18 protein-coding genes are annotated in these 23,637 nt (G+C 66.2%); 9 read left to right on the plus strand and 9 right to left on the minus strand.

Annotated features, from left to right (window positions below):
- Positions 1–218: 218 nt before the first annotated feature.
- Positions 219–830 carry a sugar transferase gene (locus RA24_RS14975; RefSeq protein WP_019294856.1) on the minus strand — a complete coding sequence of 204 codons (612 nt, stop codon included), beginning with the start codon at positions 828–830 and terminating at the stop codon, positions 219–221.
- Positions 831–848: 18 nt separating this feature from the next.
- The gene (locus RA24_RS14980) at positions 849–1,763 is read right to left on the minus strand and encodes an NAD-dependent epimerase/dehydratase family protein (protein WP_241480949.1); all 915 of its coding nucleotides are present in this window, start codon (positions 1,761–1,763) and stop codon (positions 849–851) included.
- Positions 1,764–1,844: 81 nt separating this feature from the next.
- Between RA24_RS14980 and RA24_RS14985 the strand changes: the two genes are divergently transcribed.
- On the plus strand, positions 1,845–2,963 hold the full coding sequence (locus RA24_RS14985; protein WP_039192574.1) for a polysaccharide biosynthesis/export family protein: 1,119 nt from the start codon (positions 1,845–1,847) through the stop codon (positions 2,961–2,963).
- A 244-nt stretch (positions 2,964–3,207) separates the two neighbouring features.
- Here the strand turns inward: RA24_RS14985 and rfbA are convergent, their stop codons facing one another.
- Genes rfbA through rfbC form a run of 4 tightly spaced genes read right to left on the minus strand, consistent with a single transcriptional unit; the run spans position 3,208 to position 6,586 of the window.
- Complete coding sequence (gene rfbA / locus RA24_RS14990; RefSeq protein WP_039192578.1) at positions 3,208–4,080, minus strand: glucose-1-phosphate thymidylyltransferase RfbA; 873 nt, start codon at positions 4,078–4,080, stop codon at positions 3,208–3,210.
- The gene (rfbD, locus tag RA24_RS14995) at positions 4,077–4,928 is read right to left on the minus strand and encodes a dTDP-4-dehydrorhamnose reductase (RefSeq protein WP_039192581.1); all 852 of its coding nucleotides are present in this window, start codon (positions 4,926–4,928) and stop codon (positions 4,077–4,079) included. Before rfbD ends, rfbA begins: the two co-directional genes overlap by 4 nt.
- Before the next feature lie 47 nt (positions 4,929–4,975).
- Positions 4,976–6,028 (minus strand): dTDP-glucose 4,6-dehydratase, encoded by a 1,053-nt coding sequence (gene rfbB / locus RA24_RS15000; RefSeq protein ID WP_039192584.1) that lies wholly within the window; start codon positions 6,026–6,028, stop codon positions 4,976–4,978.
- A gap of 3 nt (positions 6,029–6,031) precedes the next feature.
- Complete coding sequence (gene rfbC, locus RA24_RS15005; RefSeq protein WP_019294850.1) at positions 6,032–6,586, minus strand: dTDP-4-dehydrorhamnose 3,5-epimerase; 555 nt, start codon at positions 6,584–6,586, stop codon at positions 6,032–6,034.
- A 140-nt stretch (positions 6,587–6,726) separates the two neighbouring features.
- Here rfbC and RA24_RS15010 point away from each other — a divergent pair, with 140 nt between their 5' ends.
- Complete coding sequence (locus tag RA24_RS15010; protein WP_039192586.1) at positions 6,727–7,968, plus strand: glycosyltransferase family 4 protein; 1,242 nt, start codon at positions 6,727–6,729, stop codon at positions 7,966–7,968.
- A 410-nt stretch (positions 7,969–8,378) separates the two neighbouring features.
- On the opposite strand, the gene RA24_RS15015 is transcribed toward RA24_RS15010, so the two are convergent.
- Positions 8,379–9,035, minus strand: coding sequence for a helix-turn-helix transcriptional regulator (locus RA24_RS15015; protein ID WP_029204671.1), 657 nt, complete (start codon positions 9,033–9,035; stop codon positions 8,379–8,381).
- Between the two features lie 812 nt (positions 9,036–9,847).
- On the opposite strand from RA24_RS15015, the gene RA24_RS15020 reads away from it, so the two are divergent.
- The 5 genes from RA24_RS15020 to RA24_RS15040 all read left to right on the plus strand — a co-directional run bounded on the left by RA24_RS15020 (position 9,848) and on the right by RA24_RS15040 (position 17,505).
- The gene (locus RA24_RS15020; RefSeq protein ID WP_241480950.1) at positions 9,848–10,816 is read left to right on the plus strand and encodes a helix-turn-helix transcriptional regulator; all 969 of its coding nucleotides are present in this window, start codon (positions 9,848–9,850) and stop codon (positions 10,814–10,816) included.
- On the plus strand, positions 10,813–11,445 hold the full coding sequence (locus RA24_RS15025; protein WP_052269606.1) for a hypothetical protein: 633 nt from the start codon (positions 10,813–10,815) through the stop codon (positions 11,443–11,445). Before RA24_RS15020 ends, RA24_RS15025 begins: the two co-directional genes overlap by 4 nt.
- 195 nt (positions 11,446–11,640) lie before the next feature.
- Positions 11,641–14,163 carry a calcium-binding protein gene (locus RA24_RS15030; protein WP_039192589.1) on the plus strand — a complete coding sequence of 841 codons (2,523 nt, stop codon included), beginning with the start codon at positions 11,641–11,643 and terminating at the stop codon, positions 14,161–14,163.
- 154 nt (positions 14,164–14,317) lie between these two features.
- The gene (locus RA24_RS15035) at positions 14,318–16,087 is read left to right on the plus strand and encodes a type I secretion system permease/ATPase (RefSeq protein ID WP_052254328.1); all 1,770 of its coding nucleotides are present in this window, start codon (positions 14,318–14,320) and stop codon (positions 16,085–16,087) included.
- Positions 16,084–17,505 carry an HlyD family type I secretion periplasmic adaptor subunit gene (locus RA24_RS15040; protein ID WP_039146674.1) on the plus strand — a complete coding sequence of 474 codons (1,422 nt, stop codon included), beginning with the start codon at positions 16,084–16,086 and terminating at the stop codon, positions 17,503–17,505. The genes RA24_RS15035 and RA24_RS15040 overlap by 4 nt, the downstream gene beginning before the upstream one ends.
- A 384-nt stretch (positions 17,506–17,889) precedes the next feature.
- On the opposite strand, the gene RA24_RS15045 is transcribed toward RA24_RS15040, so the two are convergent.
- Positions 17,890–18,912: a replication initiator protein A gene (locus tag RA24_RS15045; RefSeq protein WP_039192591.1), complete on the minus strand. Its 1,023-nt coding sequence runs from the start codon at positions 18,910–18,912 to the stop codon at positions 17,890–17,892.
- Positions 18,913–19,394: 482 nt separating this feature from the next.
- Here RA24_RS15045 and RA24_RS15050 point away from each other — a divergent pair, with 482 nt between their 5' ends.
- Positions 19,395–20,804: an AAA family ATPase gene (locus tag RA24_RS15050; protein ID WP_039192593.1), complete on the plus strand. Its 1,410-nt coding sequence runs from the start codon at positions 19,395–19,397 to the stop codon at positions 20,802–20,804.
- A 60-nt stretch (positions 20,805–20,864) separates the two neighbouring features.
- Positions 20,865–22,046 carry a ParB/RepB/Spo0J family partition protein gene (locus RA24_RS15055; protein ID WP_039192595.1) on the plus strand — a complete coding sequence of 394 codons (1,182 nt, stop codon included), beginning with the start codon at positions 20,865–20,867 and terminating at the stop codon, positions 22,044–22,046.
- A 127-nt stretch (positions 22,047–22,173) separates the two neighbouring features.
- On the opposite strand, the gene RA24_RS15060 is transcribed toward RA24_RS15055, so the two are convergent.
- Positions 22,174–23,490: a UDP-glucose dehydrogenase family protein gene (locus RA24_RS15060; protein WP_039192598.1), complete on the minus strand. Its 1,317-nt coding sequence runs from the start codon at positions 23,488–23,490 to the stop codon at positions 22,174–22,176.
- Between the last annotated feature and the right edge of the window lie 147 nt (positions 23,491–23,637).

A 23,637-nucleotide genomic window follows, 5' to 3' on the forward strand; every position in this document is an offset into this window, starting at 1 on the left:
CAGCGCCCTGCTGCCGGATAGCAGAAAAAAGTAACTCAAACACGGCCCAGATGCGCTGAAATCCGGTGCGCGGCCCATAAAACACAGTTTCTATCATAGCCGGCTTCCCCTGTTCCGCAAAACGGCCGGCGGCGGAAACCCGCCGGACAGCGCCAGCCGTCTGGACAGCCTGCCCCGGCCAGGCGGCGCAGGCTATGCGGGAATCACTAAAACTGTGTCTACCCCCGGCGGAATATGTTGCCAATGGTCTGGAACACGATGTCGAAATCAAAGCACATGCTCTGATGGCGCTGGTAGATCAGGTCCAGCCGCGCCTTCATCGGCACGCAGAGCCGGGAATAGACCGCATGGGTTTCTTCGGCGCTTTTGCAGCGCGCCAGCAGCGCCGCCTCATGCTTGTGATAGGTGATCGAGGCGAGCCCGGTGACCCCGGGGCGCGATTTCAGCACCTCTGCGTAAAGCGCGGGGTTAGCCTCCACATACTGCCTGAGCGGCGGGCGCGGCCCGACAAAGGAAATGTCGCCCTTGAGGATGTTCCACAGCTGCGGAAACTCATCCAGCCGCTTGCCGCGCAGCCAGGCGCCGGTGCGGGTGATGCGGGCCGACTTGTCGCCGCCCGACACCCCGGTGTCGGTGTCCACCACCGTCATCGTCCTGAGCTTCCAGAGGCGGAAGGGCTGGTCCACCCCCTTCATCCGCTCCCCCGCATAGAACAGCGGCCGCCCCTCCTTCCACAGCAGCCAGCCCATCAAGAGCAGCAGGACGGGGCCCAGCACCGCGATCAGCAGGCTGGCAAAGAACAGGTCGAACAGCCGTTTGCGCCAGGTCATATCGTGTCTTTCATCAGGTTAGTCATCCGCCATATCAGGCTCTAATGCGGCCCATTCTGCCGCCATGGCGCCCGCATCCGCTGCGGGCAGCGGGACGGGCAGCAGCGCCTGCAGGCGGGCCGCATCCAGCGCCACCTCCGGGATTGCCGCGGGCGGCGCCGGGCGGGTGGCAAAGGGTTTGCCTGCCGCCTGCAAGAGCGCGCCCATCTCCACCGCTTCGGGCTGCGCGACATTCAGCACCGGCGGCAGATCCGGCGCTCTCAGCAGCGCGCCCAGCACCTGCGCCAGGCAGCGCACCCCGATGTAGCTGCGCCGCGGGGTGGCGCCATCGGCGAACCGGTCCAGGGTGAAGCCTCGGCGCCAGCCGCCCAAGGCCGCGTCAAAGCCCGCAATATTGCCGATCCGCAGGGAACAGACCGGCACCGCCAGTTCCGCCCCCAGCGCCGCGGCGCGCGCCTCCATCTCTGCCTTGGCTGCGCCGTAAGGATTGGCGGGCTGCAGGGCTGCGTCCTCAGCCAGCAGGCCGGAGCCCGCGCCGTAAACCGCCGCTGAGGAGGCCAGGAGCACCCGGGCGCCCGCAGCGGCGCCGGCCCGCACCGCCGCTTCGCCCAGATGGATATGGTCTGCCATATCCCCTGCCCCGCGTCCGGGCACCGGCCCCGCCAGGCAGAGAATCGCAGCCGCGCCCTCTGCAGCGCGCGCCAGCGCCGCCGGCTCTGCCAGCGGATCGAAAATGTGCCAGTCTCCCGGCAGCTGCGGCATCCGGCGCGCCTGCAGGCGCAGATCCAGGCCTTCGGGCGGGCACAGCTGCAGCAGCCGCCCGATGCGCCCTGTTGCGCCCAGAACCAATACGGCGTGTTTCGCCATCGCGGCTGCCCGTTCCTGTTGAACCCTCTCGCCCAGCCCAGTATCCTTTGCCCGGACAAAAATCAAAGCGGTTCCCCCGGGCATGGGCCAGACATTGGCAAGACATGGGTCAGGGGGCGCCCCGAGCGCTTCAAGGGCAGGCTCCCGATGCTGAAACTACTTCCCTGGCTGGCCGCTGCCGGCCTTTGCCTTCTGCCCGCGGCCTGTTCCCGCCTGCCCGGCGGCGCCCCCGCCAGCGAGGAGATCCTCAAGGAATCAGGCGAGGCGGATGCCAATTTCGCGCTCTACAAGGTGAACCGGGCGCTGCTGCCCACGGTGGCGGCCTGGCCGCCCACCGGCAAGCAGGAACGGCTCTCCTGGCTGCACGCCCGCCAGGGCGCCCGCACCCAGATCATCCAGCCCGGCGACCTGCTGACGCTCAGCATCTGGGACAGCAACGACAATTCGCTGCTCACCTCGCTTGAAGAGAAGATGGTGCAGCTGCAGGACATGAAGGTCGCCGCCAACGGCACCATCTTCATGCCCTATGTGGGCGATGTGAACGTGAACGGGCTGACCCCGGACCTGGCGCGGCGCAAACTGCAGGAGGCGCTGGAGCCTGTTGTTCCGTCCGCCCAGGTGCAGCTGGCGATGGCCGAGGGGCGCGGCAACTCGGTGGATCTGGTCTCCGGCGTTGCCCAGCCCGGCACCTATCCGATGCCCGACCGCAACTATACGGTGATGGGGCTGATCTCCGCGGGCGGCGGCATCAGCGCCACCCTCAACAACCCGCAGATCCGGCTGGTGCGCGGCCAGTCGATCTATGGCACCTCGGTCGACACCCTGCTGAACAACCCGCGCCTGGATACGCTCCTGCGCGGCGGCGACCGGGTGTTTGTCGAGGAGGACGAGCGCTATTTCCTCTCCTTCGGCGCCACCGGCGAGGAAGACCTGCACATCTTCTCCAAGGATGAGATGTCGGCGATGGACGCAATGTCCGTGGCAGGCGGCTTTCAGGACGGCAAGGCCGATCCCAAGGGCCTGCTGATCCTGCGCGAATACCCGGCATCCGCCATTGCGCCCGGCGTGCGCGGGCCGCGCCAGCAGCGGGTGGTGTTCTCGCTCGACCTCACCTCCGCCGACGGGCTGTTTTCGGCGCGCCAGTTCCAGATCAACCCGGGCGACCTGGTGATGGCCACCGAATCGCCGGTCAACGACGTGCTGACCGTCTCCAACATCTTCGGCAACTTCTTCGGCGTCTTCAGCCGCGCCGGCGTGATCGAGTAAACTGCCGCTGAGGGGAAACTCCCGCGCCTTGCCCGCGGCATCAAAGATGCCGCGGCAGAAGCCTTGGGCCCGGCGCCGCTGGCGCGGCGCTGTTTTCTTGCTGAGAAGCGCTTCAGGTGCGGCCTGCACCTGAAGACGCCTTGTCCATGGGACCGGCGGCCAGCGCCGCCTCAAGGGCAAGCCGCGCAGATGCGCGGAGGCTGACGCCTCCCTTGACCCGGCGCCGGCCTGAAAGGCAGGCCCGCTACTTCAGCAGCCCTTCCAGATAGGCGCCATAGGCGTTCTTGGCGAATTTCTCCGCCCGTGCCTTCAACTGGGCGTCATCAATCCAGCCCTGCTCATAGGCGATCTCTTCCGGGCAGCCGGTCTGCAGGCCCTGGCGCTCCTGCAGGGTGCGCACGAAATTGCCCGCATCCAGCAGCGAGCCATGGGTGCCGGTGTCCAGCCAGGCATAGCCGCGGCCCATGGTCTCGACCCGCAAATCCCCTTCATTCAGGTAGCTCTGCAGCAGGTCGGTAATCTCCAATTCGCCGCGGGGGCTGGGCTGCACCGCGCGCGCGCGTACCGGCGCGGTTCCATCCAGGAAATACAAGCCCGTCACCGCATAGTTCGAGGGCGGAACGGGGGGCTTCTCGATGATCTCGCGCGCCTTGCCGTCCCCGTCAAAGGCCACCACGCCGTAGCGCTCCGGATCGGCCACGTGATAGCCGAAGACGGTGCCGCCCGCGGCCTGCCCGTCTGCGGCGGCCAGGAGTTTCGGCAGGCCATGGCCAAAGAAGATGTTGTCGCCCAGCACCAGCGCCGAGGGCGCGCCCGCCAGGAAGTCTTCTGCCAGGATAAAGGCCTGCGCCAGCCCGTCGGGCGAGGGCTGCACCACGTAAGTGAGCTCCACCCCCCACTGGCTGCCGTCGCCCAAGAGGCGGATGAACTGCTCCTGATCCTGCGGCGTGGTGATCACGCAAATCTCGCGGATGCCCGCCAGCATCAGCACCGACAGCGGATAGTAGATCATCGGCTTGTCATAGAGCGGCAAGAGCTGCTTGGAGACCGCCATGGTGATCGGATAGAGCCGGGTGCCGGAGCCGCCTGCCAGGATAATGCCTTTGCGTGCTGTCATGAGAGCTCTCCCAAATCCTTCAGAATATCATCCAGCCCCAGCCGCCAGTCCGGCTGCGGGATGCCAAAAACAGTGTCTAATGCGGTACAATCAAGCCGTGAGTTCAAGGGCCGCGCCGCCGGCGTCGGATAGGCAGTGGTGGGAATGTCCTCCACGCCGCAATCTACCCTCGCACGGGCAAAGATCTCGCGCGCGAACCCGGCCCAGCTGGTCTGCGGCTGGCCCGCAAAATGATAGGTGCCGGATTTGCCCGGATCCGCCGTCAGCTGCCGCGCCATCGCAAGGCAGGCCGCCGCGATGTCCCGTGCCGGCGTCGGCGCGCCAATCTGGTCGGCGACGATGGTCAGGCGGTCCCGTTCCTTGCCTAAGCGCAGCATGGTCTTGACGAAGTTGTTGCCGTGGGCCGAGACCACCCAGGAGGTGCGCAGCACCGCATAAGGTCCGCCCGCCGCGCGCACCATCTCCTCGCCCTTGAGCTTGGAGCGGCCATAGGCATTCAAAGGCGCGGTGGCATCCCCCGTCTGCCAGGGCGCATCCCCGCTGCCGTCAAAGACGTAGTCGGTGGAAACGGTGACAAAGGGAATGCCCATGTCCGCGCAGGCCGCCGCCATCGCGCCGGGGGCGCCGCCGTTGATCACGGTTGCCAGCGCTTCTTCTTCTTCGGCCTTGTCCACGGCGGTGTAGGCGGCGGCATTGATCACCGCCTGCGGCTGCGCCTGCCGGATCGCCGCTGCACAGGCCGCCGGATCAGACAGATCCGCCTGATCCCGGCCCAGGCAGGTGACGCCGTCATAGGCTGCCAGTTCCTGCGCCAGCTGGCCGGTCTTGCCGAAAATAAGGATGGTCATGCTTCAGTCCTTTTCCGGAACAGAGGGAGGCGCCTGCCCGGCCGCGCTCACTTCCCCGTTCCCAGCCGCTGGCCGACCCCGTCGCGGTCCTGCAGGGCGCGCCACCAGGCCTCGTTGTCGAGATACCACTGCACGGTTTTCTCCAGCCCTTCCTCCACCGTCACCGAGGGGCGCCAGCCCAGTTCCTCGCGGATGCGGCTGGGATCAATGGCATAGCGCGCGTCATGGCCCGGGCGGTCACTGACAAAGGTGATCTGGTCCTTGTAGGACTTGCCGTCTGCGCGCGGGCGTTTGCCGTCCAGGATTTCACACAGCGTGTTCACCAGCTCCAGGTTCGACCGCTCATTCTCGCCGCCGATATTGTAGGACCGCCCCACGCGCCCCTCGGACACCACCAAGAGCAGCGCATCGGCGTGGTCTTCCACATAGAGCCAGTCGCGCACGTTGGAGCCGTCGCCGTAGATCGGCAGCGATTTGCCCGCCAGCGCATTGAGGATCACCACCGGGATCAGCTTTTCCGGGAAGTGATAGGGCCCGTAGTTGTTGGAGCAATTGGTCAGCACCACCGGCAGGCCATAGGTCTCAGCCCAGGCCCGCACCAGATGGTCGCTCGCCGCTTTCGATGCCGAATAGGGCGAGCGCGGATCGTAGGATGTCTCTTCGGTGAACTGCACCGACGGATCCGCGGGCAGGCTGCCGTAGACCTCATCCGTTGAAATATGGTGGAAGCGGAAGCTCTCCGGCTTGCCCGCCTGGATCCAATACTTCCGGGCTGCCTCCAGCATATTAAATGTGCCGGTGATATTGGTCTCGATGAAATCGCCCGGCCCGTCGATCGAGCGGTCCACATGGCTCTCGGCCGCCAGATGCATCACCGCGTCGGGTTTATGGGTCTCAAACACGTGGTCCAATGCGGCGCGGTCGCGGATATCGGCCTGTTCAAAGGCATAGTCCGGGCTCTGCGCCGCCTCCGCCACATTCTCCAGGCAGGCGGCATAGGTCAGCGCATCGAGGTTCACCACCTGATGGCCGCGGGCGATGGCCAGCCGCACCACGGCAGACCCGATAAAGCCGGCGCCGCCGGTCACAAGAAGCTTCATGGCTTATCCTTCCCAGACAAAGGGGCTGGCGAAATCCGCAAGCGCCGGCGCTGCGGCGTCTTTCCCGGACAGCACCGGGGTGCCTTCGAATTCCCAATCAATGCCGCAGCTGTCCCAGGCCACCGCGCCGTCGCAGTCCGGCGCGTAGTAATCGGTGCATTTATAGACCACCTCGGTATCGGGCACCCGGGTGATGAAGCCGTGCAGGAAGCCCTTGGGCACCAAGAGCTGTTTGCCGTTTTCCGCGCTCAGCTCGATGCCGAACCATTCCCCGTAAGACGGCGATCCCTTGCGGATGTCCACCGCCACATCAAACAGCGCGCCCTGGCCGCAGCGCACCAGCTTGTCCTGGGCCGCGGGCGGCGCCTGGAAATGCAGGCCCCGCAACGTGCCGGGCTCGCGCGACAGCGAATGATTGTCCTGCACGAAATCCAGATCGATCCCGGCCTCCTGCATCCGCCGCCGGTTCCAGCTTTCGCTGAAAAACCCGCGCGCATCGCCGAACCGGGCCGGTGTCAGCACCTTCAGCCCCGGCAGCCCCGTTTCCTCAACCTGCATTCCTGTCTCCGCGTCATCGCATTCATGCCTTTGCCACTCCTAGCCCCGCGCTGGCGGCAGGGCAACAGCCGCGGCAGATCCCTGCCCGCGCCTGCCTCCCGCGCTTGCATCCCCGCCGCCGCCCCGGCAAGCATACCCCCATGAAAATCCTGTTTGTGCATCAGAACATGCCCGGCCAGTACCGCGAGCTGGCCCCCTGGCTGGCCGCCCAGGGCGGCCATGAAATCGTCTTTCTGACCCAGCGCGGGGGCGTGCAGCTCCCGGGCATCAAAACCGTGGTCTACAAGCCCTTCCGCACCCCGGAAAAAGACGCCTTCGGCCTCTCCAAGGACTGGGAGGCGGCGGCCGGCGCGGGCCTTGGCGCGGCGCTGGCGGCGCGGCAGTTGCGGGATGCGGGCTTCACCCCCGACATCATCATCGGCCACACCGGCTGGGGCGAGCTGATGTTCATCAAGGACCCCTACCCCGATGTGCCGGTGATCGGCTTCTTCGAGTATTTCTACCAGACAACCGGCGGGCTGGTCGGGTTCGACCCGGAAAACCCGGCCAACGACCAGGCCTATTTCTTTGCCGAGGCGCGCAACTCCGTGCCTTACGCCAGCATTGAGCAGGTGGACCTGGGCCATGTGCCCACCATCTGGCAGCGCGACCGTTTTCCGGCCAGCTTCCATGACCGCATGTATCTTTGCCATGACGGCATCCGCACCGACCGGCTGGGCCCCGATCCGGCGGCCTCGGTCAGCCTCGGGCGGCTGGACAGGCCGCTTACCCGCGACGACGAGGTGGTCACTTACATTGCCCGCAACATGGAGCGCGCCCGCGGCTTCCACATCATGATGCGCGCCCTGCCCCGGATCCAGGCGCAGCGCCCGAATGCGCGCATTCTGATGATCGGCGGCAACGAGACCTCTTATGGCGCCGAGAGCAAGCACCCCGGCGGGTTGCGCGGCGAGATGGAGGAGGAACTGGGCGATAGCGTCGACTGGAGCCGGGTGCATTTCCTCGGCAAGGTGCCGTATGACGACCTCACCCGGATCATCCAGATCAGCCGCTGCCACATCTATCTGACGATGCCTTTTGTGCTCAGCTGGTCGCTCCTGGAATCGATGGCGATGCAGGCCACCGTGGTGGCGGCGGATGTCGCCCCGGTGCGCGAGGCGATCACCCATAATGAGACCGGGCTGCTGGTTGATTTCTTCAGCCCGGAGGCGCTGGCCGATCAGGTGGCGGATGTGCTGGCCAATCCTGGCGCTTACGCCCATATCGGCCCCGCCGCCCGCGCCCATGTGGTGGAGACATATGATTTCCTGACCCGCTGCCTGCCGGAGCATATCGCGCAGATCAATGCGCTCGTGCCGGAGGCACGGAGGATAAAAGTCTAGCCGGAGGCACGGAGGATAAAAGTCTAGCCGGAGGCACGGAGAATAAAAGTCCAGCCGGAGGTGCGGCGGATCAGGCTCTGTTCAGGCCGTTTCCGCCTGTTCCGGGTCAAGACCGGCGCAGCCGCCGCGCAGCGGCTTGGCCTTGAGGCGGAACGGGCGTGTCCCAAAATGGGCAAGGCGTCTTGAGAGGCAGACCTGCCGCTCAAGCGCTTCTCAGCAAACAAACGCCGCGCGCGGCACCCAAGACTTTTCGAAAAGTCTTGGCAAAAGTTTTCGAAAACTTTTGCGCACCGGGTTGGCGCACCGGCCGGATGCGGCGGGCCCCGGCCCCGCCCGCATCCGGCAAGCGGCGCCGCCGGCCATGGGCCGGGGCGCCTGTTGCATGTCTGGCGCTGCCGCCCGCAGCCCGTTCAGTGGCGGTGCGCCTGCGGCGGCAGCTGCTCGGAGGCCCAGAGCGCCGCCTGGGTGCGGTTCTTGGCGCCGATCTTGCGGAAACAGGTGCGCAGATGCACTTTCACCGTGGCTTCGCAGATCCCCAGTTCATTGGCGATGCTCTTGTTGGTGGCGCCTTCCGTGAGCTTGGCCAGGATCAGCTGCTCGCGGTCCGACAGCCCGTGCCGCACGTCCTGGCGGGCCGGTGCCGCCGCCTGCGGCTCCGCCCCGTTCAGCATCTCCGGCACCGGCCCTGCCGCCGCTGCGGCGGACAGCACGATGCGGTAGCCATCCTGCACCACCTGCAGCGCCGCAATCAGCGCGCCGGCCGATTTGCGCTCCGGGATCACCGCCTCGGCATACTGGCTGAGCTGCATCTGGGCCGAGGCCGGGCAGCCGTCGCCGGTGATCAGGATCAGCGGCACCGCGCCGTTGCGGCTGCGGAAGGCCTGCAGCTCCTGCTGCAGCTCCGCGCCGGCCGCATGGCTGTAGCACAGCACCATGTCGCGCTCCGGCAGCTGCGGCAGTTCCGCCAGGGCGCCGCAGCAGCGCCCGGTCTCATAGTCGTTTGCTTCACAGATGGTCAGAAACATGTCCCTGAGAAGCCTGCTTTCCCCCACAACGTGCACAGGCATCCAAAACTCCTTTACTCGTAACATGCCGGAAATTGCCTCCGGCCCGTCCCCCTGGAGCGTGCTGTTTCGGCTGGCCCACCCCCGCAGACCGCCGGATTTGCAATGCGCCGGCACACCCCGGAACACAACTCACCTGCTTGCCGCCGCCTGGGCCCCGGCAGCGCCCGCGCGCCGCCGTTTCCGGATCGTGATAAATACAGAACACACCCGGAAAAAACGTCCCGGACCAGGCAGCGCACGCCGGCATTCAAACACTTCAGATGCGCATTGCTGTGGATAAACCGTAGCGAATCCAGCCTTTATTGTTAAGAAACTTCCCCTCCCGGAGCAGTGCTTTTTGGCAGCGGCAGGGCTGGCTCCGGGGCCTGCCCCGCCCTACTGGCCTGTTTTTTCACGCGATCTGCCCCCGGCGCCCTACCCCCTTGGCATTGTCCCCAAAGCGGAAACGCAGTGTTTCCGATTGAATTTCTACAATTTTAAGACATTCGTACTTTTTGGAATCACAACCTCAGGTTTCAGCGATTCGCCGCTTCCGGCCCCGGCAGCTACCCCCATGGTGGTATTTTGCCCGGGCGCCCAGCCAAAGGCCGCAGCGCCGCCCGGCCTTTGGCGTACCCCCTATGCCCGGTTTGACCCTGACGCCAGAGTGCTACCCTCAAGACATTCATTATGTCATGCCGGGGGGCAACATGGTTATGTTGAGTGCGTCCGTTTCGCAAACGGGCAGGTTGTTTTTCACGCGGTCTCTCCAGAGGCAAATCTCATCCCTGACACATCTGGCCCTGGTCCAGCCCGGCCACCGGCATGCCCCGGTGCTGACCAGCGACGACAGCCTGGGCGGCGCCTGTTCCAGCGCCGCCGCGGCGGTGCTGCGGCGCCAGCTGCAGCCCGGCAGCGCCACCGCCTTCCGCCCCCGCCAGCCCGGCGGCGCCGCGGCGCGGATGCTGGCCGCACAGCTGGCCGCGGCAGACCAGCCGCAGCTGGCTGAGCTGGCAGCGGAGCTGGCGGCTGGGCGCGGCTGGGCCATGTTCACCTGCAGCTTCGAGGACGGCAGCGAGGACCTGATCGCGCTGCGCCTCGAAGGCGGCCCGCATGATGCCCATTGCGGCGACATCCTGCAGGCGATCTGGCCGGTGCTGCGCGAGGACAGCTTGCGCGAGCTGGCCGGCGAAACCCAGGCGGCAGTGACCAGCGCGCTGCTGTGGACCGTCTCCAAGAAGACCGACAGCGCGGTGCTGGTGCTCGATGCCGAGGGCAGCCTTCTGCACTGCAATGAATCGGGCCGCGACATGCTGGATGGCGGCGACCTGCTGAGCGACCAGTCCGGCCGCCTCAGCTGCGCCCGCCCCGGCGAGACCGCGGGCTTTTATGCAGCCGTCGCCGAATGCGCCCGCTCGCGCCGCGGCAGTGCCCGCGGCCCGCAGGAGCTGATCCTGTTCCTGGAGGACCGCAAGAGCGGCATGCGGCTGCCGGTGTCGCTGACCCGCTACCGCTGCGCCGGCTCCGGCCAGCCGCTGGTGGTGGCGATCCTGCCGCGCCAGCCCGACCGCCGCCGCATCGAGATGCTGGCCCAGAAAATGGGGCTGTCGCCGGCCGAAGCGCGGGTGGCGGCGCTCATTCAGCTCGGGCTCTCCAACCGCGAGGCGGCGCATATCGCCGGCCTCAAGGTGCAGACCTTCAACACCTATGCCAAGCGGGTGCTGGCCAAGATGCAGGCCCCCGGCCGGGCTGAAATGGCGCAGCGGCTGACCTGGCAGGCCTCGCTGGGGAGAGCGTCATGAACAAGATGGCACAGGACACCCCGTTCCAGGGCCCGCCCGCGCCGGCCCAGGCAACTCAGGCTCAGACAGCTCAGCCCCAAACCGCGCAGGCCCAGGCCGCAGCGGCCCGGATGGAGCAGCCCGCACAGGACAAACCCCAGGGCAATTCCCAGGACAAGCCGGTGCAGCCGCCGCGGCTGAGCAACGCGGTGCTGGCGCAGATCTCCGCCGCGCTGCGCCAGGGCGGCGAGCCGCTGGCGGCCCAGGCCGACCTGGTGGCGCTGCACAAGCGCATCGCCGAGATGTTCACCACCCTCAACGAGGGGCTGGGCGAGCGCCACGCGCAGAAGGCCGCGGCCGACCGCGCCGCGCTGACCGCCCGCATCGACCAGCTGGAAACCGCGGTGAACCGGATGGAGGGGGCGCTCAGGATCGAGTTCGAACCGGTGCTGAAGGCCGCGGTGGCCGAGGCGCTGGCGCAGGCCGCGCCGCCGCCGCGCCGCCGCCGCGGGCTGGCCGCGGCCGCGCTCCTGCTGGGCGCCGCCGGTCTGGCGGCCGGGGTTTATTGGCACGCCCCCCTGCAGGAAATGGCCCAGGCCGCTGCCGCGGCTGCCGAAAGCCGCACCGGCTGGCAGCTGCCCGGCCTTTAATCGGCATTTTGTCCCCATTTGGGGGCATCCGCTGCGGCGCGGATGCGCTGCAATACTCCCAGAAGGCATGATCTCGCCTTTTTGCGCCAGCGGCCCCCCGGGGAATTCCTTCCAGGGCCGCGGCACCGGCGGGGGCGCGGCCCCGGGCATCCGCCCGCAGCCCCGCCCCGCATTTTAACGAGGAGGAAGTTTACCATGGGTATTGAAGACCAGAATCCTGAGTGGGAAGTCTGTGATCCGGAGTGCAGGATCGAGTTCTCCAAGGACAAGAATGATCCGAACTACAACAACGGCGCCACAGAACAGGGCGACGGCGGCGGCAACGTCATCAACCTGAACGACCACTATGCGGCAGACAACGCCCGCGGCGGGGCCGGCGATGACGCGATCTACGGCAACGAGCGCAACAACAAGCTCGATGGCGAAGAAGGCCAGGATTACATCGAAGGCCAGGACGGCGACGACAAGATCAAGGGCGGCACCGGCAACGACAAGCTGTTCGGCGGCGACGGCGACGGCAAGGGCCGTTACGAGAAGGTGGTGGCCTATTACGAGACCAAGATCGACTACGACACCTGGGAAGAATATCAGGTGCCGGTCTACAAGACGGTCTATATCGACGACGGCGATGACTGGATCGACGGCGAGGAAGGCTGCGATTACATCGACGGCGAAACCGGCAACGACACCCTGCTGGGCGGCCTGGACGCCGACACCGTGTTCGGCGGCGACGGCGATGACCACATCTTCGGCGACGATGCCGACGGCGACTACAGCATGCGCGGCGGCAGCGACGACAAATGGGGTTATGACCACTACGGCAAAGGCAAGCCGGAAGGCGACGGCGATGCCGGCGACTACCTCTACGGCAACGACGGCAACGACTGCATGGATGGCGAAGGCGGCGACGACTGCATGTGGGGCGACGACGGCCAGTTCGACCTCTACGGCAATCTGGACCACGACCATTCCAACAACAACGACACCATGTACGGCCGCGACGGCAATGACCGGATGAACGGCCAGCAGGGCAACGACCGGATGTCCGGCGGCCTCGGCGACGACCTGGTGATCGGCGGCTCCGGCGACGACGAGATGTTCGGCGATGAACGCCAGGGCCAGGGCGACGATCTTGACTTCGGCGCCGACAGCGGCACCGGCGACAAGAACGGCGAGGTCGATGGCGACGACTGCATGCTGGGCGGCACCGGTGAAGACACCATGGACGGCCAGGGCGGCAACGACACCATGTTCGGTGAGGAAGACAACGACCTGATGCAGGGCGGCCGCGGCAACGACGTGATGGGCGGCGGCGAAGGCGACGATGACGTCAACGGCGGCGCCGGCAAGGACACCATGCGCGGCGGCACCGGCAATGATGTGCTGGAAGGCGGCGCCCAGGGCGACCTGATCTTCGGCGACCGGGCCGACAATCTTGGCAGCGACCACTACGAGATGCCTTATGTTGACTGGCGCTGCTGCGACGACGATGACCAGGAACCGTCCACGGCGTCCACCGAGCATGGCGGCGGCCACAAGATGAAGCCGGTTGATTGCCCGGACTGCTACGAGCCGGAAGACAACGGCGAGAAGGTCGAAGGCCACGACGTGATCCGCGGCGGCTCCGGCAACGACACCATCTTCGGTGAAGGCGGCAATGACGTCATCTACGGCCAGACCGGCAATGATGTGGTCAGCGGCGGCGACGGCGAGGACATCATCAAAGGCGGCCTCGGCAACGACAAGCTGTCCGGCGATGACGGCCATGACTGCCTGCATGGTGAAGACGGCCACGACCTGCTGAAAGGCGGCTCCGGCAACGACACCATCAAGGGCGGCGATGATGCCGACAAGGCCTTTGGCGGCACCGGCAACGACAAGATCTTCGGCCAGGAAGGCGATGACACGCTGCACGGCGGCGATAACGACGACTACATCAGCGGCGGCACTGGCCGTGACGTGATCTTCGGCGACGACGGTGACGACAAGCTGATGGGCGGCCGCAGCCAGGACTTCATCGATGGCGGCAAAGGCGAAGACACGCTGTATGGCGGCAAAGCCGGCGACGTGCTCAAGGGCGGTTACAACGACGACAAGCTCTATGGCAACACCGGCAAGGACTGCCTCTATGGCGAAGAGGGCTACGACACCCTCTACGGCGGCTTCGGCAACGACTTCCTGGATGGCGGTTCCGGCAACGACAAGCTGTTCGGCAACGCCGGCAACGACTGGCTGAAAGGCGGCACCGGCGACGACTGGCTGACCGGCGGCACCGGCAAGGACGTCTTCATCATCGATCTGAAGTGGGACGGCTACAGCTTCACGTCGAACGATGGCCATGACACCATTCATGACTTCGACATCGACGAGGATCATGACGTGCTGCTGTTCCGTGTCCACGGCGACATCTCGGCGCAGGATGCCTTCGAGAAGCTCAATGGCGGACCGGACGGTGTTGGCGGCCACGCACAGGTCTCCGAATCCGGCGGCGATACCCAGATCAAAGTGGGCGGCGCCTGGGTCACCATCAAGGACCTGCAGGGCAACGAAGCGCCGTTCTCCTCGCTGGGCCATGACACCAACCCATGGGGCGGTGTCGGCATCAACGCGGTCTCCAGCGGCGACGCGGGCAGCTATGAAGCGATCCGTGTGGTCACAGCTGACGACTTCGATGACAGCTACGACAACATCTGGGGCCACCTCAACTACGGTGCCTGAGCTATAGGAACGGCGGGCCCGGGGTTTGCTCCGGGCCCGTCCAGCCCTGGTTCAGGACAGCGATTTGGTCCCCGGCCAAGGATTGCATCCTTGGACCAGGGCGCTGACCTCCAGATTTTACAACTTCACTTCGTGCAGCCGGGGGGCAACGACAATGAAGACAAAACGGGTATTCGACGGACAAAGGGGTGTGCTGGCAGCCATCTTCACCGCCAGCATCTTTGTGAACCTCCTGATCCTGACAGCGCCACTCTACATGCTGCAACTGTTTGCCCGGGTCATGGCCTCGGGCAGCATTCCAACCCTGATTGCTCTCACCACCGGCGCGTGCATCGCGCTGGTGTTCTTTTTTATTTTCGACATGCTGCGCCAGCGCCTGGTGGCGCGGCTCGGCTCCCGCCTCGAGGCCCGGCTCAGCCCGGTGGTGCTGGAAGGCATGATCAACGGCGAACTGCCGCCGGCCCTGCGCAAGGCGGAACCGGTCCGCGACATCCAGGAGCTCAGGAGCTTTGTCACCAGCCCGGTGTTCCTGGCGCTGCTGGACGCGCCCTGGTCGGTGATATTCCTGGCGCTGATCTTCATGTTCAGCCCGGTGCTGGGGATGGTGGCGCTGGCGGGCATCGCGGTGCTGTTCAGCCTGGCGCTGCTCAACGAGATGCTGGCCCGCAAGCCGATGGATGAAGCCGGCAAGCAGGCCACCGAGACCAATGCCGCGGTTTCCGAGATGATGCAGAACGCAGGCCTGATCCGCGCCATGGGCAAGACCGGCCCGCTGATCGGGCGCTGGCAGCTCAAGGCGTTTTCGGCGCTGCTGTTCAACACGCTGGCCACCGACCGGGTGGCGCTGATCACCTCGCTGGCCAAGGCCGCGCGCATGGGGCTGCAGATCGCGGTGCTGGGCGTCGGCGTGGTGCTGGTGATCAACAACCAGCTGACCCCGGGGCTGATGATTGCCTCCTCGATCCTGCTGGGCCGCGCCGCGGCGCCGGTGGAACAGTCGATCGCCGGCTGGCGCGGCTTTCTCAAGGCGCGCAGCGCGCAAGGGCGGCTCAACACCCTCTTGGCCCATCTCGGCGCCGCGCCGGAGCGGCTCACCCTGCCGGAGCCGGAAGGCCGGCTGGCGGTGGAGAACGCCACCGTGGTGCTGCACGGCCGCCCGGACCCGCTGCTGATGGACATCTCCTTTGAGCTGAAGCCCGGCCAGTCGCTGGGGCTCATTGGCCCCTCCGGGGCCGGCAAGACCACCCTGGCCCATGCGCTGGCAGGGCTGCAGCCCTTGGTGCGCGGCCATATCCGCATCGACGATGCCGCGCTTTCGGACTGGGATCCGGCGCAGATCGGCCAGCATGTCGGCTTCCTGCCGCAGCGGGTCGAGCTGTTCCAGGGCACGGTGGCTGAAAACATCGCGCTGATGGACCCGGACGCCAAACCCTCCGATGTGGTGGCGGCGGCCAAGCTGGCGCAGGTGCATGAGATGATCCTGGCGCTGCCCGGCGGCTACAACGCCGAGGTCGGCCCGCGCGGCGAGTTCCTGTCCGCAGGCCAGCGCCAGCGCATCGGCCTGGCGCGCGCCTTCTTCGGCGACCGCAAGCTGATCATCCTGGATGAGCCCAATGCCAATCTCGACCCCGAGGGCGAAGAGGCGCTGGCCTGCGCCATCGAGGAAGCCTGCGCCCGCGGCGCTGCGGTGGTGGCCGTGACCCACCGGCTCAGCCTGCTGCGCCGGGTCAGCCATGCGGCGCTGCTGCAGGACGGCCGCCTGGCCCGCTTCGGCGAGGCCCGCCAGGTGATCGAGGCGGCGGCGCAGCCGATGGCGGCCGCCCCGGCGCATCCCGACGACCCCAAGATCGCCCCGTTCCGCCACCGCAAGGGCCCGGCGGACCAGGACAACCGGATCCCTCCGGCTGAAGGAGAAAGCGCATGAGCCTGGTCAAGCAAGAGACCCGCACCCCGGCCCGCAGCAGCACAAGCCCGGACGGGCTGCAGAACGGCTTCCGCGACCTGATGCCGGCAGGGACCGGCCAGGACATCCCGCTGCCCAAGCACCCGCCCACCCGGGTGCGCCAGCTGGTGCTGTGGCTGGTGGTCTGCGGCTTCGGGTTGTTCGGCGGGCTGGTGTTCTGGGCCTCCAAGGCGGAGCTGACCAGCGCGGTGGTGGCCGGCGGCAGCTTCAACGTGGCCGGCGACCGGCTGGCGGTGCAGCATTTCGAAGGCGGCATCCTGCGCGAGCTGAATGTGAATGAAGGCGACCGCGTCCGCGAAGGCCAGGTGATCGCCCGGCTCGACGGCCGCCGGATCCAGGCGCAGCTGTCGATCCTGAACAGCCAGCTGGCCAGCGCCCTGGCGCAGCAGGCGCGGCTGGAGGCTGATCTGGCAGGGGCCGATACCCTGCAGCCCGGCGCCGAGCTGGACCGGCTGATCACCGCGGCGCCGGAACTGGCACGGCTGGTGGCAGTGCAGCAGGACCTGCTGGCCTCCAACCAGTCGCTGCATCAGGGCCAGATCGAAATCATCCAGGGCCGCATCACCCAGCTGGGCGACCAGCTCAAGGGCCGCGATGCCCGCATCCGCGCCACCGAGGAGCAGCTGGATCTGGTGCAGACGGAGCTGGCGGATCTGACCGGCCTGTTCGAAAAGGGCCTGGTGCCGAAAACCCGCATCAGCCAGCGGCAGATGCAGCAAAGCGACCTCCTGGGCACCCTCGGCGCGCTGGAAAGCGACCGCGGCAATGTTCTGGAGCAGATCGGCGAGATGGAAGAGCGGCTGCTGCAGACCGGCCGCGACCGGGTGGCGCGGATCGCCGCCCAGAGCCTGGAGGTGCAGGAAGAGGTGCTGGACTTGCGCCAGCGGCTGGATGCCACCCGCGATGTGGAGGAGCGGCTGACCATCCGCGCGCCGCGCAGCGGCCGGGTGGTCGGGCTTGAGATCAACACCCTGGGCCAGGTGGTCGATCCCGGCCGCACCCTCTTGGAGCTGATGCCCGAGGATGCAGGCCTCCTGGTGGAAACCCGGGTTGCAGTGGCGGACATCGACGAGGTGTCGATGGGCAGCCAGGCGCGGGTCTCGCTGACCGCCTACAGCTTCCGTTCCACCCCGCCTGTGCAGGGCGAAGTGGTGATGGTCGCGGCCGGCACCACCACCGACCGGGCCACCGGCGAGACCTACTACCCGGTGCATATCCGCATCAAGGACGCGGAACTGGCGGCCCTGCCCAATGTGAAGACCCTGCCCGGCATGCCGGCCCAGGCAATGATCGAAACCGGCCGCCAGACCCTGGCCAACTATCTGATCAGCCCGGTGCTCGCCAGCATGTCGCAGGCGCTGAAGGAAGGCGATACCTGAGGCGGGAACCGCACAGACACCCGCCGCCCCCCGACCGGGCGGCGGCAGGAAAGGCAGCGGCCCAGGGGGGAGGGCCGCCCGCCTGACCGGGCCCGCTCCGGCCATGTGCCGGAGCGGGCCTGATCCGTTCTGCGCCCGGCGCTGCAGCAAAACCCGCGGCCCGCAAATAGGTCCGGACCGGACCAAATGTTTCGCGCGCGAAACATTTGGTCAATCATGCTGACCCTTTTTCAAGCGGGGCCGAACGCCGCTTTCCCAGCAAAAGCGGCGGCCTGCGGCGCGGGTATTTAAGACCAGAAAGAAGCGGCAAGGCACCCTGCCCGGCCGCTTCTTTCTGGTTTCAAATACCCAATTCCCCGGTGAGTCCCGGGGGGCGGCCGCCGCCTATTCCGCGGCGCGTTTGCGGACCCAGCCCAGAAACGCCGCATCGGGCATCCTGAGCCGCGGGCTGCCGGACCGCACCCACATGGCGCGCCATTCCGCCTCCAGCGCATAGGCATCGGCACCCGGGATCAGCGCGCGCGCCTCCTCCAGCGTCTGCGGTTTCAGGCTGGGCGCATTCAGCACCGCCTCGGTCACTGCCGCCTTCTGGCTGAAGCGGATGATATCACCCTCCAGCTCCTCCAGCGCGTAATCGGGCAAGGGCTGCGCTTCGATCATGTCGCGGATCATCTTGCGGAACACCCGGCGCGGGCTGGCGGAGCCGGATTTCTTCAAGAGCGTCTCCACCGAGACCTGCCAGCTGTTCTGCCGCCCGCAATGCTTGCGCGCCAGCTCGTAGATCCGCCGCTCCAAGGGTTTCCTCAGCCGGAAGTAATCGCGGGAAAGCGTCAGCACCGATTTCGACAAGACCGCGCGGTACAGCCAGTCCGAAAGCGTCACCGCGACGCTGACCATCTTGCCGGCACCCTTCTTGCCGGCCGGCGCCTTGCGCACGATCTCCCATTTCTCAATGAGGCCGAAACCGGTGGTCACCTCCTGGCCGCCGGTGACGATATTGGTGGTGATGCGGGTGCCTGCGAGGCGCTCGAACGCCTCGCGCAGCCGCCGGTAGGCATCGCCGGAAGTTTCGCGGTTGCAGGCCACCAGCAGGTCATGCGCCTTCAGATGCAGCACCCGGCTCACCTGCCGCCCGGCATTCAGCGCCGCCATCAGCTGGCTGATGCAGAAGATCAGGATGTCCTTGTCATGGATCGTCGCCAGCCCCTTGACCGAGGGGGTCACGGTGATCTCGGCGCCATTGTGCTGGTAGTTCAGAATGCGCCGGTCCGGCCGTGTGCCAAGCGAGAACAGCGGATGCTCCATCGATGCGAGATCATTCTTGGGGATCGCCCCGAAGATATCGCAGAGGAAAAAGTCCCCCTGCCCCTCTGGCGGAATCCCTTCCGCTGTCAGCTCTGCTGCCATCTGCCTGCCCGTATCTGCTCTGCACGCCGCCGGAATTCTGCCGATCCCGTGCGACTCGTTTATCGTGGTTTTGATTACACTCACCCTAGGGTTATCCACATGCCCCCGCAACGGGGGTTCGGAATCGTCTGATCGGGGGTTCGGAGTCATTTCAACGGGGTTTCAGAGTCATCCCTCCCCCGGAATCTGCCCCGATCCCCCATGAAAAAAGGGCTTTGCGCGAGTCACGCTTACCCTGTAACTAATAAATAACCCATATTTAACAGGGCAGAATTTTTTGCACGCCCTGAAACACCCCCGCTTTCCCCTGCCGCAACCGCTGGATTTGCTTAGAAAAACCAAGGGGGATGCGCATTTTTCTTCCATGTGCCGTGTTTTTGGGTATTCTGGTAAAAAGGCAGCACATAGGGGCTGCAGAGCAGAACCATAAGCACTTCACATGAGCTGGGCCGCAGAGGTCCAAGGACAGCAGGCAGATCCTCATGGCCAGAGATATCCACAAGGCAGGCAGCAGCCTCCCCCCCTATTTCAGCATCGACCCGGACGCCGCATTGGCAGAGCTTGATGCCCCCACCAGCACCGCAGGCTTTGCCGAGATTGCAAGCGCCTGTGCGCAAGGCCGCGCCGACCTCGCCAGCCGGGGCCTCAATGAGGAAGGCCGCAAGGAGCTGCGCCTGTTCTCCACCTGGGAGATCACCCGCTACCTGATCCCGGTTGCCCAGGCCCATTTCCGCCGGGTGCTGAAGGCCAACCCCGATCTGCCCCAGGGCCGCAGTGAGACCGAGGGCGGCGCCAAATGGTTCACCCTGGATGAGGTGCTGCGCCTGCGCGCCTTCTTTGCCGCGCAAGGGTCCAAGGCCAAGGACTACACCCCCTACCGTCCCGAAGGGCTGCCCGCCAAAATGGTGGCGGTGGCCAACTTCAAGGGCGGCGTCGGCAAGACCTCGACCGCGGCGCATCTGGCGATGTCGGCGGCACTGGACGGCTACAGGGTGCTGGTCATTGATCTGGACAGCCAGGGCTCGATGACCTCGATCTTCGGCGGCAAGGTGGACGACGAATGGCAGACCGCCTTTCCGCTGCTGGCGCGCCACTACGGCGAGCATCTGCGGCTGGAGAACCAGCGCCGCCTCGACCGCGGCGACGCCCCGCAGCCGCTGGACGAGGCGCTGGACGCGGCCATGGAGATGACGGCGCAGGACGTCATTCAGAAAACCCATTGGCCCAACATCGACCTGATCGGCGCCCAGCTGAACCTCTACTGGGCCGAGTTCCAGATCCCGGTCTGGCGGATGGCGGCGCGCAGCTGGAAGCTGTGGGATGCGCTGACCGAACGGCTGGAGGCCGACGGGGTGCTGGACCAGTATGATGTGATCTTCATCGACACGCCCCCCGCGCTTGGCTACCTGACCATCAACGGCCTCTCGGCGGCCGACATCCTCCTGGTGCCGATGGGCGCGTCCTTCCTGGAGTTCGACTCGACGGGCCGCTTCTTCGACATGCTGCATTCCACCTTTGCCAGCATCGAGGAGGGTGAGAACCTGGCCGCCCGCGCCCTCGGCCGCCCCGGCCTCAGTTTCGAATGGGATGCGGTGCGCGCCGTCATCACCCGCTACGACGGCGCCCAGCAGGGCGAGCTGGCGGCGCTGATGCAGGCCTATATGGGCCGGGTGCTGTCGCCCCATAAGCAGGATTTCACCGCGCTGATCGGTCAAGCGGGGGAGCAGGTGAGCGGCATCTACGAGGCCGACTACCGCGACTTCAACCGCGAGACCTATGCGAGAGGGCGCGAGACCTTTGACGAGACCTATGCCGCCTTCAAGAAGCTGCTGATCGGCGTCTGGCGGCGCGAGGTGTTGCATCAAGAGGCCGAACAGCGCGCGGCGGGCTAAGGCCCTAACAAGAGATTTGGGGTAGAGTGAGCACCCCAACCGGAAAGAGGCACGAGGATCATGGCAAAACGCAAACGGCTCTCCCCGGCGCAAAGTGATTACCTGTCAGCGGCGCCTGCCGGCAAACCCGCGCTTGGCACCCCGTCCAGCGTCGGTGCCGCGCCGATTGCCCAGGTGGCCTCGGATGCGTCCGCCCAGGCGGCGCTGCAGGAACTCAGCGGCGTCCTGGAAAACGCCCGCGCCAAGGGGCTGATGATCGAGGAGCTGCCGCTGGCGGCAATCGACGAGAACCACCTGGTGCGCGACCGCATCGAGCAGGACGAGGAAGAGCTGCAATCGCTCATGGACTCGATCCGCGCCCGCGGCCAGCAGACCCCGGCAGAAGTGGTGCCGCTGGAAGATACATTCGGTGGCCGCACCCATGGCCTCATCTCCGGCTGGCGCCGCCTGACCGCGCTTCGCAGGCTCTATGAAGAGACTTCAGACCCGCAATTCGCCACCTTGAAGGCGCTGGTGATCCACCCGGACAGCGCCGAAGGCGCTTATGTGGCGATGGTCGAGGAAAACGAGATCCGGGTGAACCTGTCCCATTACGAGCGCGCCCGGATTGCGGTGCGCGCCTGTAAGGAAGGCGTCTTCACCCGCCGCAAATACGCGCTGCAGGCTCTGTTCGGCAATGCGACCCGCGCCAAGCGCTCCAAGATCGGAAGCTTTGTCACCCTGGTGGAAGCCTTGGATGCGGTGCTGTTCTACCCCACTGCGATCAGCGAGAAGCTGGGCCTGGCGCTGGTGCGGGCGATCGAGGCGGATGAGGGTTTTGCGGAACGCGCCACCGCCGCGCTGCAGGCCGCCGACCGCAGCACCCCGGAGGCAGAGCTGGCGGTGCTGACCCGCCTGGTGGAGGGAGAGGCGGCTGAAACGCCCAAGTTAGAGCCTGATACACCCCCTGCCCCGCCGACCCTGGAGCAACTGGCGGCCCAGGTTAAGGAGCGGAATGCAGGCCGGGAAGCGGAAAACTCCCTGCCCCCGGCATCCCCGGTGCCGCCGCTGGTCAGCGGCCCGCGGGTGCGCGGCGCCGGCGACTGGGACGCTGCCATGCCGGGCGAGCGGATCATCCTGCCCGCCCCCCGCCGCGGCGTGCGGCTGGCCTATACCCCCGGCGAGCAGAAGATCGAAATCAGCGGCGAGGCCGTCAGCGCCGCGCTGGTGAAAGAGCTGGAGGCCTGGCTGAAAAAGCTCTGATCAGACTCTGATAAAACAGCAAAGGGCGCGGTTTCCGCGCCCTTCTTTTTGCCTTGTTAGAGCCTGATATTAGGTCAGTATGATTGACCAAATGTTTCGCGCGCGAAACATTTGGTCCGCACCGGACCTATTTTGCATCCCCCCGTCCCACCGAGGTATAGGTCTCGAAACCCGCCCGTTTGGCGGATTTGGCAGAGTAGATATTGCGCAGGTCCGCCATCCGCGGGGTCTGCATCTTGCGGGCCAGTTTCTTCAGATCCAGGGCGCGGAACTCGTTCCATTCGGTCAGGAGCACCACCAGGTCGGCGTTCTGTGCCGCCTTGTAGGGATCCTCCTCCCATTTGACTCCGGGCAAGAGCCCCTCGCCCTCGGACCTTCCTTGCGGGTCCACCACCCGCACCTTGGCGCCGCCGCCGACCAATGCGGGCACGATGGTGAGGGCTGGCGCCTCGCGCATGTCATCGGTGTTGGGCTTGAAGGTGACGCCGAGCACCGCGATGGTCTTGCCGTTGAACGACCCCTCGCAGGCATCGCGCAGCTTCTCCACCATCCGCAGCTTCACCTCGTCATTGACCCGCATCACGGTCTCGGTGATGCGCAGCGGGAAGGCATGGTCCTGGCCGATCCGCGCCAGCGCCGCGGTGTCCTTCGGGAAGCACGAGCCGCCATAGCCCGGCCCTGCATGCAGGAACTTGTTGCCGATCCGCCCGTCAAAGCCGATGCCGCGGGAGACTTCCTTGACGTCCGCCCCCACCCGCTCGCAGAGGCCGGCGATTTCATTGATGAAGGTGATCTTGGCGGCCAGAAACGCATTGGCCGCGTATTTGATCAGTTCGGCCGATTCCAGGTCGGTGGTCAGGATCGGGAAGTCGCGCAGATAGAGGGGGCGGTAGATCTCCGCCATCACCTCTGCCGCGCGCTCGTTCTGGACGCCGACCACCACCCGGTCGGGTTTCATGAAATCCTCGATCGCGGCGCCTTCGCGCAGGAACTCCGGGTTGGAGGCGACATCGAAATCGGCCTGCGGCTTGGCCTTGGCGATCACCTGTTTCACTTGCCGGTTGGTGCCCACCGGCACCGTGGATTTGGTCACCACCACCGCGTAATCCGTCAGCGCCCCGGCGATCTCCTCTGCCGCCGCCATCACATAGGTGAGGTCGGCATGGCCGTCGCCGCGCCGGGTCGGGGTGCCCACGGCGATGAACACCGCCTCCGCCCCGTCGACCGCCGCCGCCAGATCATCGGTGAAGCTGAGACGGCCGGCCGCCACGTTTTTCTCCATCAGCTGATCCAGGCCCGGCTCGTAGATCGGCACCTCGCCCCGGTTCAGCCGGGTGATTTTATCCGCGTCCTTGTCGACGCAGATCACGTCATGGCCGAAATCCGAAAAACAGACGCCGGACACCAGTCCGACATAGCCGGTGCCAATCATCGCAATGCGCATGAACTGCCCTTTCCCCAATCGCTCTGCAGCGGCTTGGCTGCCGCCCTTGTTCTGAGATTAGAAGGATATACGCCGTTGCACAGGGCAGGAACCGGTTTTTTAGGCGGCCGGGAAACAGGACACACAATAGGTCCGCTTCGGACCAAA

The organism is Leisingera sp. ANG-M6 (assembly GCF_000813905.1).
Lineage (GTDB): Bacteria > Pseudomonadota > Alphaproteobacteria > Rhodobacterales > Rhodobacteraceae > Leisingera.

What these genes read in the sequence shown, in the direction of transcription:
- RA24_RS14975 (WP_019294856.1), bottom strand. Translation starts at nt 830, where the DNA reads ATGACCTGGCGCAAACGGCTGTTCGACCTGTTCTTTGCCAGCCTGCTG.
- RA24_RS14985 (WP_039192574.1), top strand. Translation starts at nt 1,845, where the DNA reads ATGCTGAAACTACTTCCCTGGCTGGCCGCTGCCGGCCTTTGCCTTCTG.
- rfbA (WP_039192578.1), bottom strand. Translation starts at nt 4,080, where the DNA reads ATGACAGCACGCAAAGGCATTATCCTGGCAGGCGGCTCCGGCACCCGG.
- rfbD (WP_039192581.1), bottom strand. Translation starts at nt 4,928, where the DNA reads ATGACCATCCTTATTTTCGGCAAGACCGGCCAGCTGGCGCAGGAACTG.
- rfbB (WP_039192584.1), bottom strand. Translation starts at nt 6,028, where the DNA reads ATGAAGCTTCTTGTGACCGGCGGCGCCGGCTTTATCGGGTCTGCCGTG.
- rfbC (WP_019294850.1), bottom strand. Translation starts at nt 6,586, where the DNA reads ATGCAGGTTGAGGAAACGGGGCTGCCGGGGCTGAAGGTGCTGACACCG.
- RA24_RS15010 (WP_039192586.1), top strand. Translation starts at nt 6,727, where the DNA reads ATGAAAATCCTGTTTGTGCATCAGAACATGCCCGGCCAGTACCGCGAG.
- RA24_RS15015 (WP_029204671.1), bottom strand. Translation starts at nt 9,035, where the DNA reads ATGCCTGTGCACGTTGTGGGGGAAAGCAGGCTTCTCAGGGACATGTTT.
- RA24_RS15025 (WP_052269606.1), top strand. Translation starts at nt 10,813, where the DNA reads ATGAACAAGATGGCACAGGACACCCCGTTCCAGGGCCCGCCCGCGCCG.
- RA24_RS15030 (WP_039192589.1), top strand. Translation starts at nt 11,641, where the DNA reads ATGGGTATTGAAGACCAGAATCCTGAGTGGGAAGTCTGTGATCCGGAG.
- RA24_RS15035 (WP_052254328.1), top strand. Translation starts at nt 14,318, where the DNA reads ATGAAGACAAAACGGGTATTCGACGGACAAAGGGGTGTGCTGGCAGCC.
- RA24_RS15040 (WP_039146674.1), top strand. Translation starts at nt 16,084, where the DNA reads ATGAGCCTGGTCAAGCAAGAGACCCGCACCCCGGCCCGCAGCAGCACA.
- RA24_RS15045 (WP_039192591.1), bottom strand. Translation starts at nt 18,912, where the DNA reads ATGGCAGCAGAGCTGACAGCGGAAGGGATTCCGCCAGAGGGGCAGGGG.
- RA24_RS15050 (WP_039192593.1), top strand. Translation starts at nt 19,395, where the DNA reads ATGGCCAGAGATATCCACAAGGCAGGCAGCAGCCTCCCCCCCTATTTC.
- RA24_RS15055 (WP_039192595.1), top strand. Translation starts at nt 20,865, where the DNA reads ATGGCAAAACGCAAACGGCTCTCCCCGGCGCAAAGTGATTACCTGTCA.
- RA24_RS15060 (WP_039192598.1), bottom strand. Translation starts at nt 23,490, where the DNA reads ATGCGCATTGCGATGATTGGCACCGGCTATGTCGGACTGGTGTCCGGC.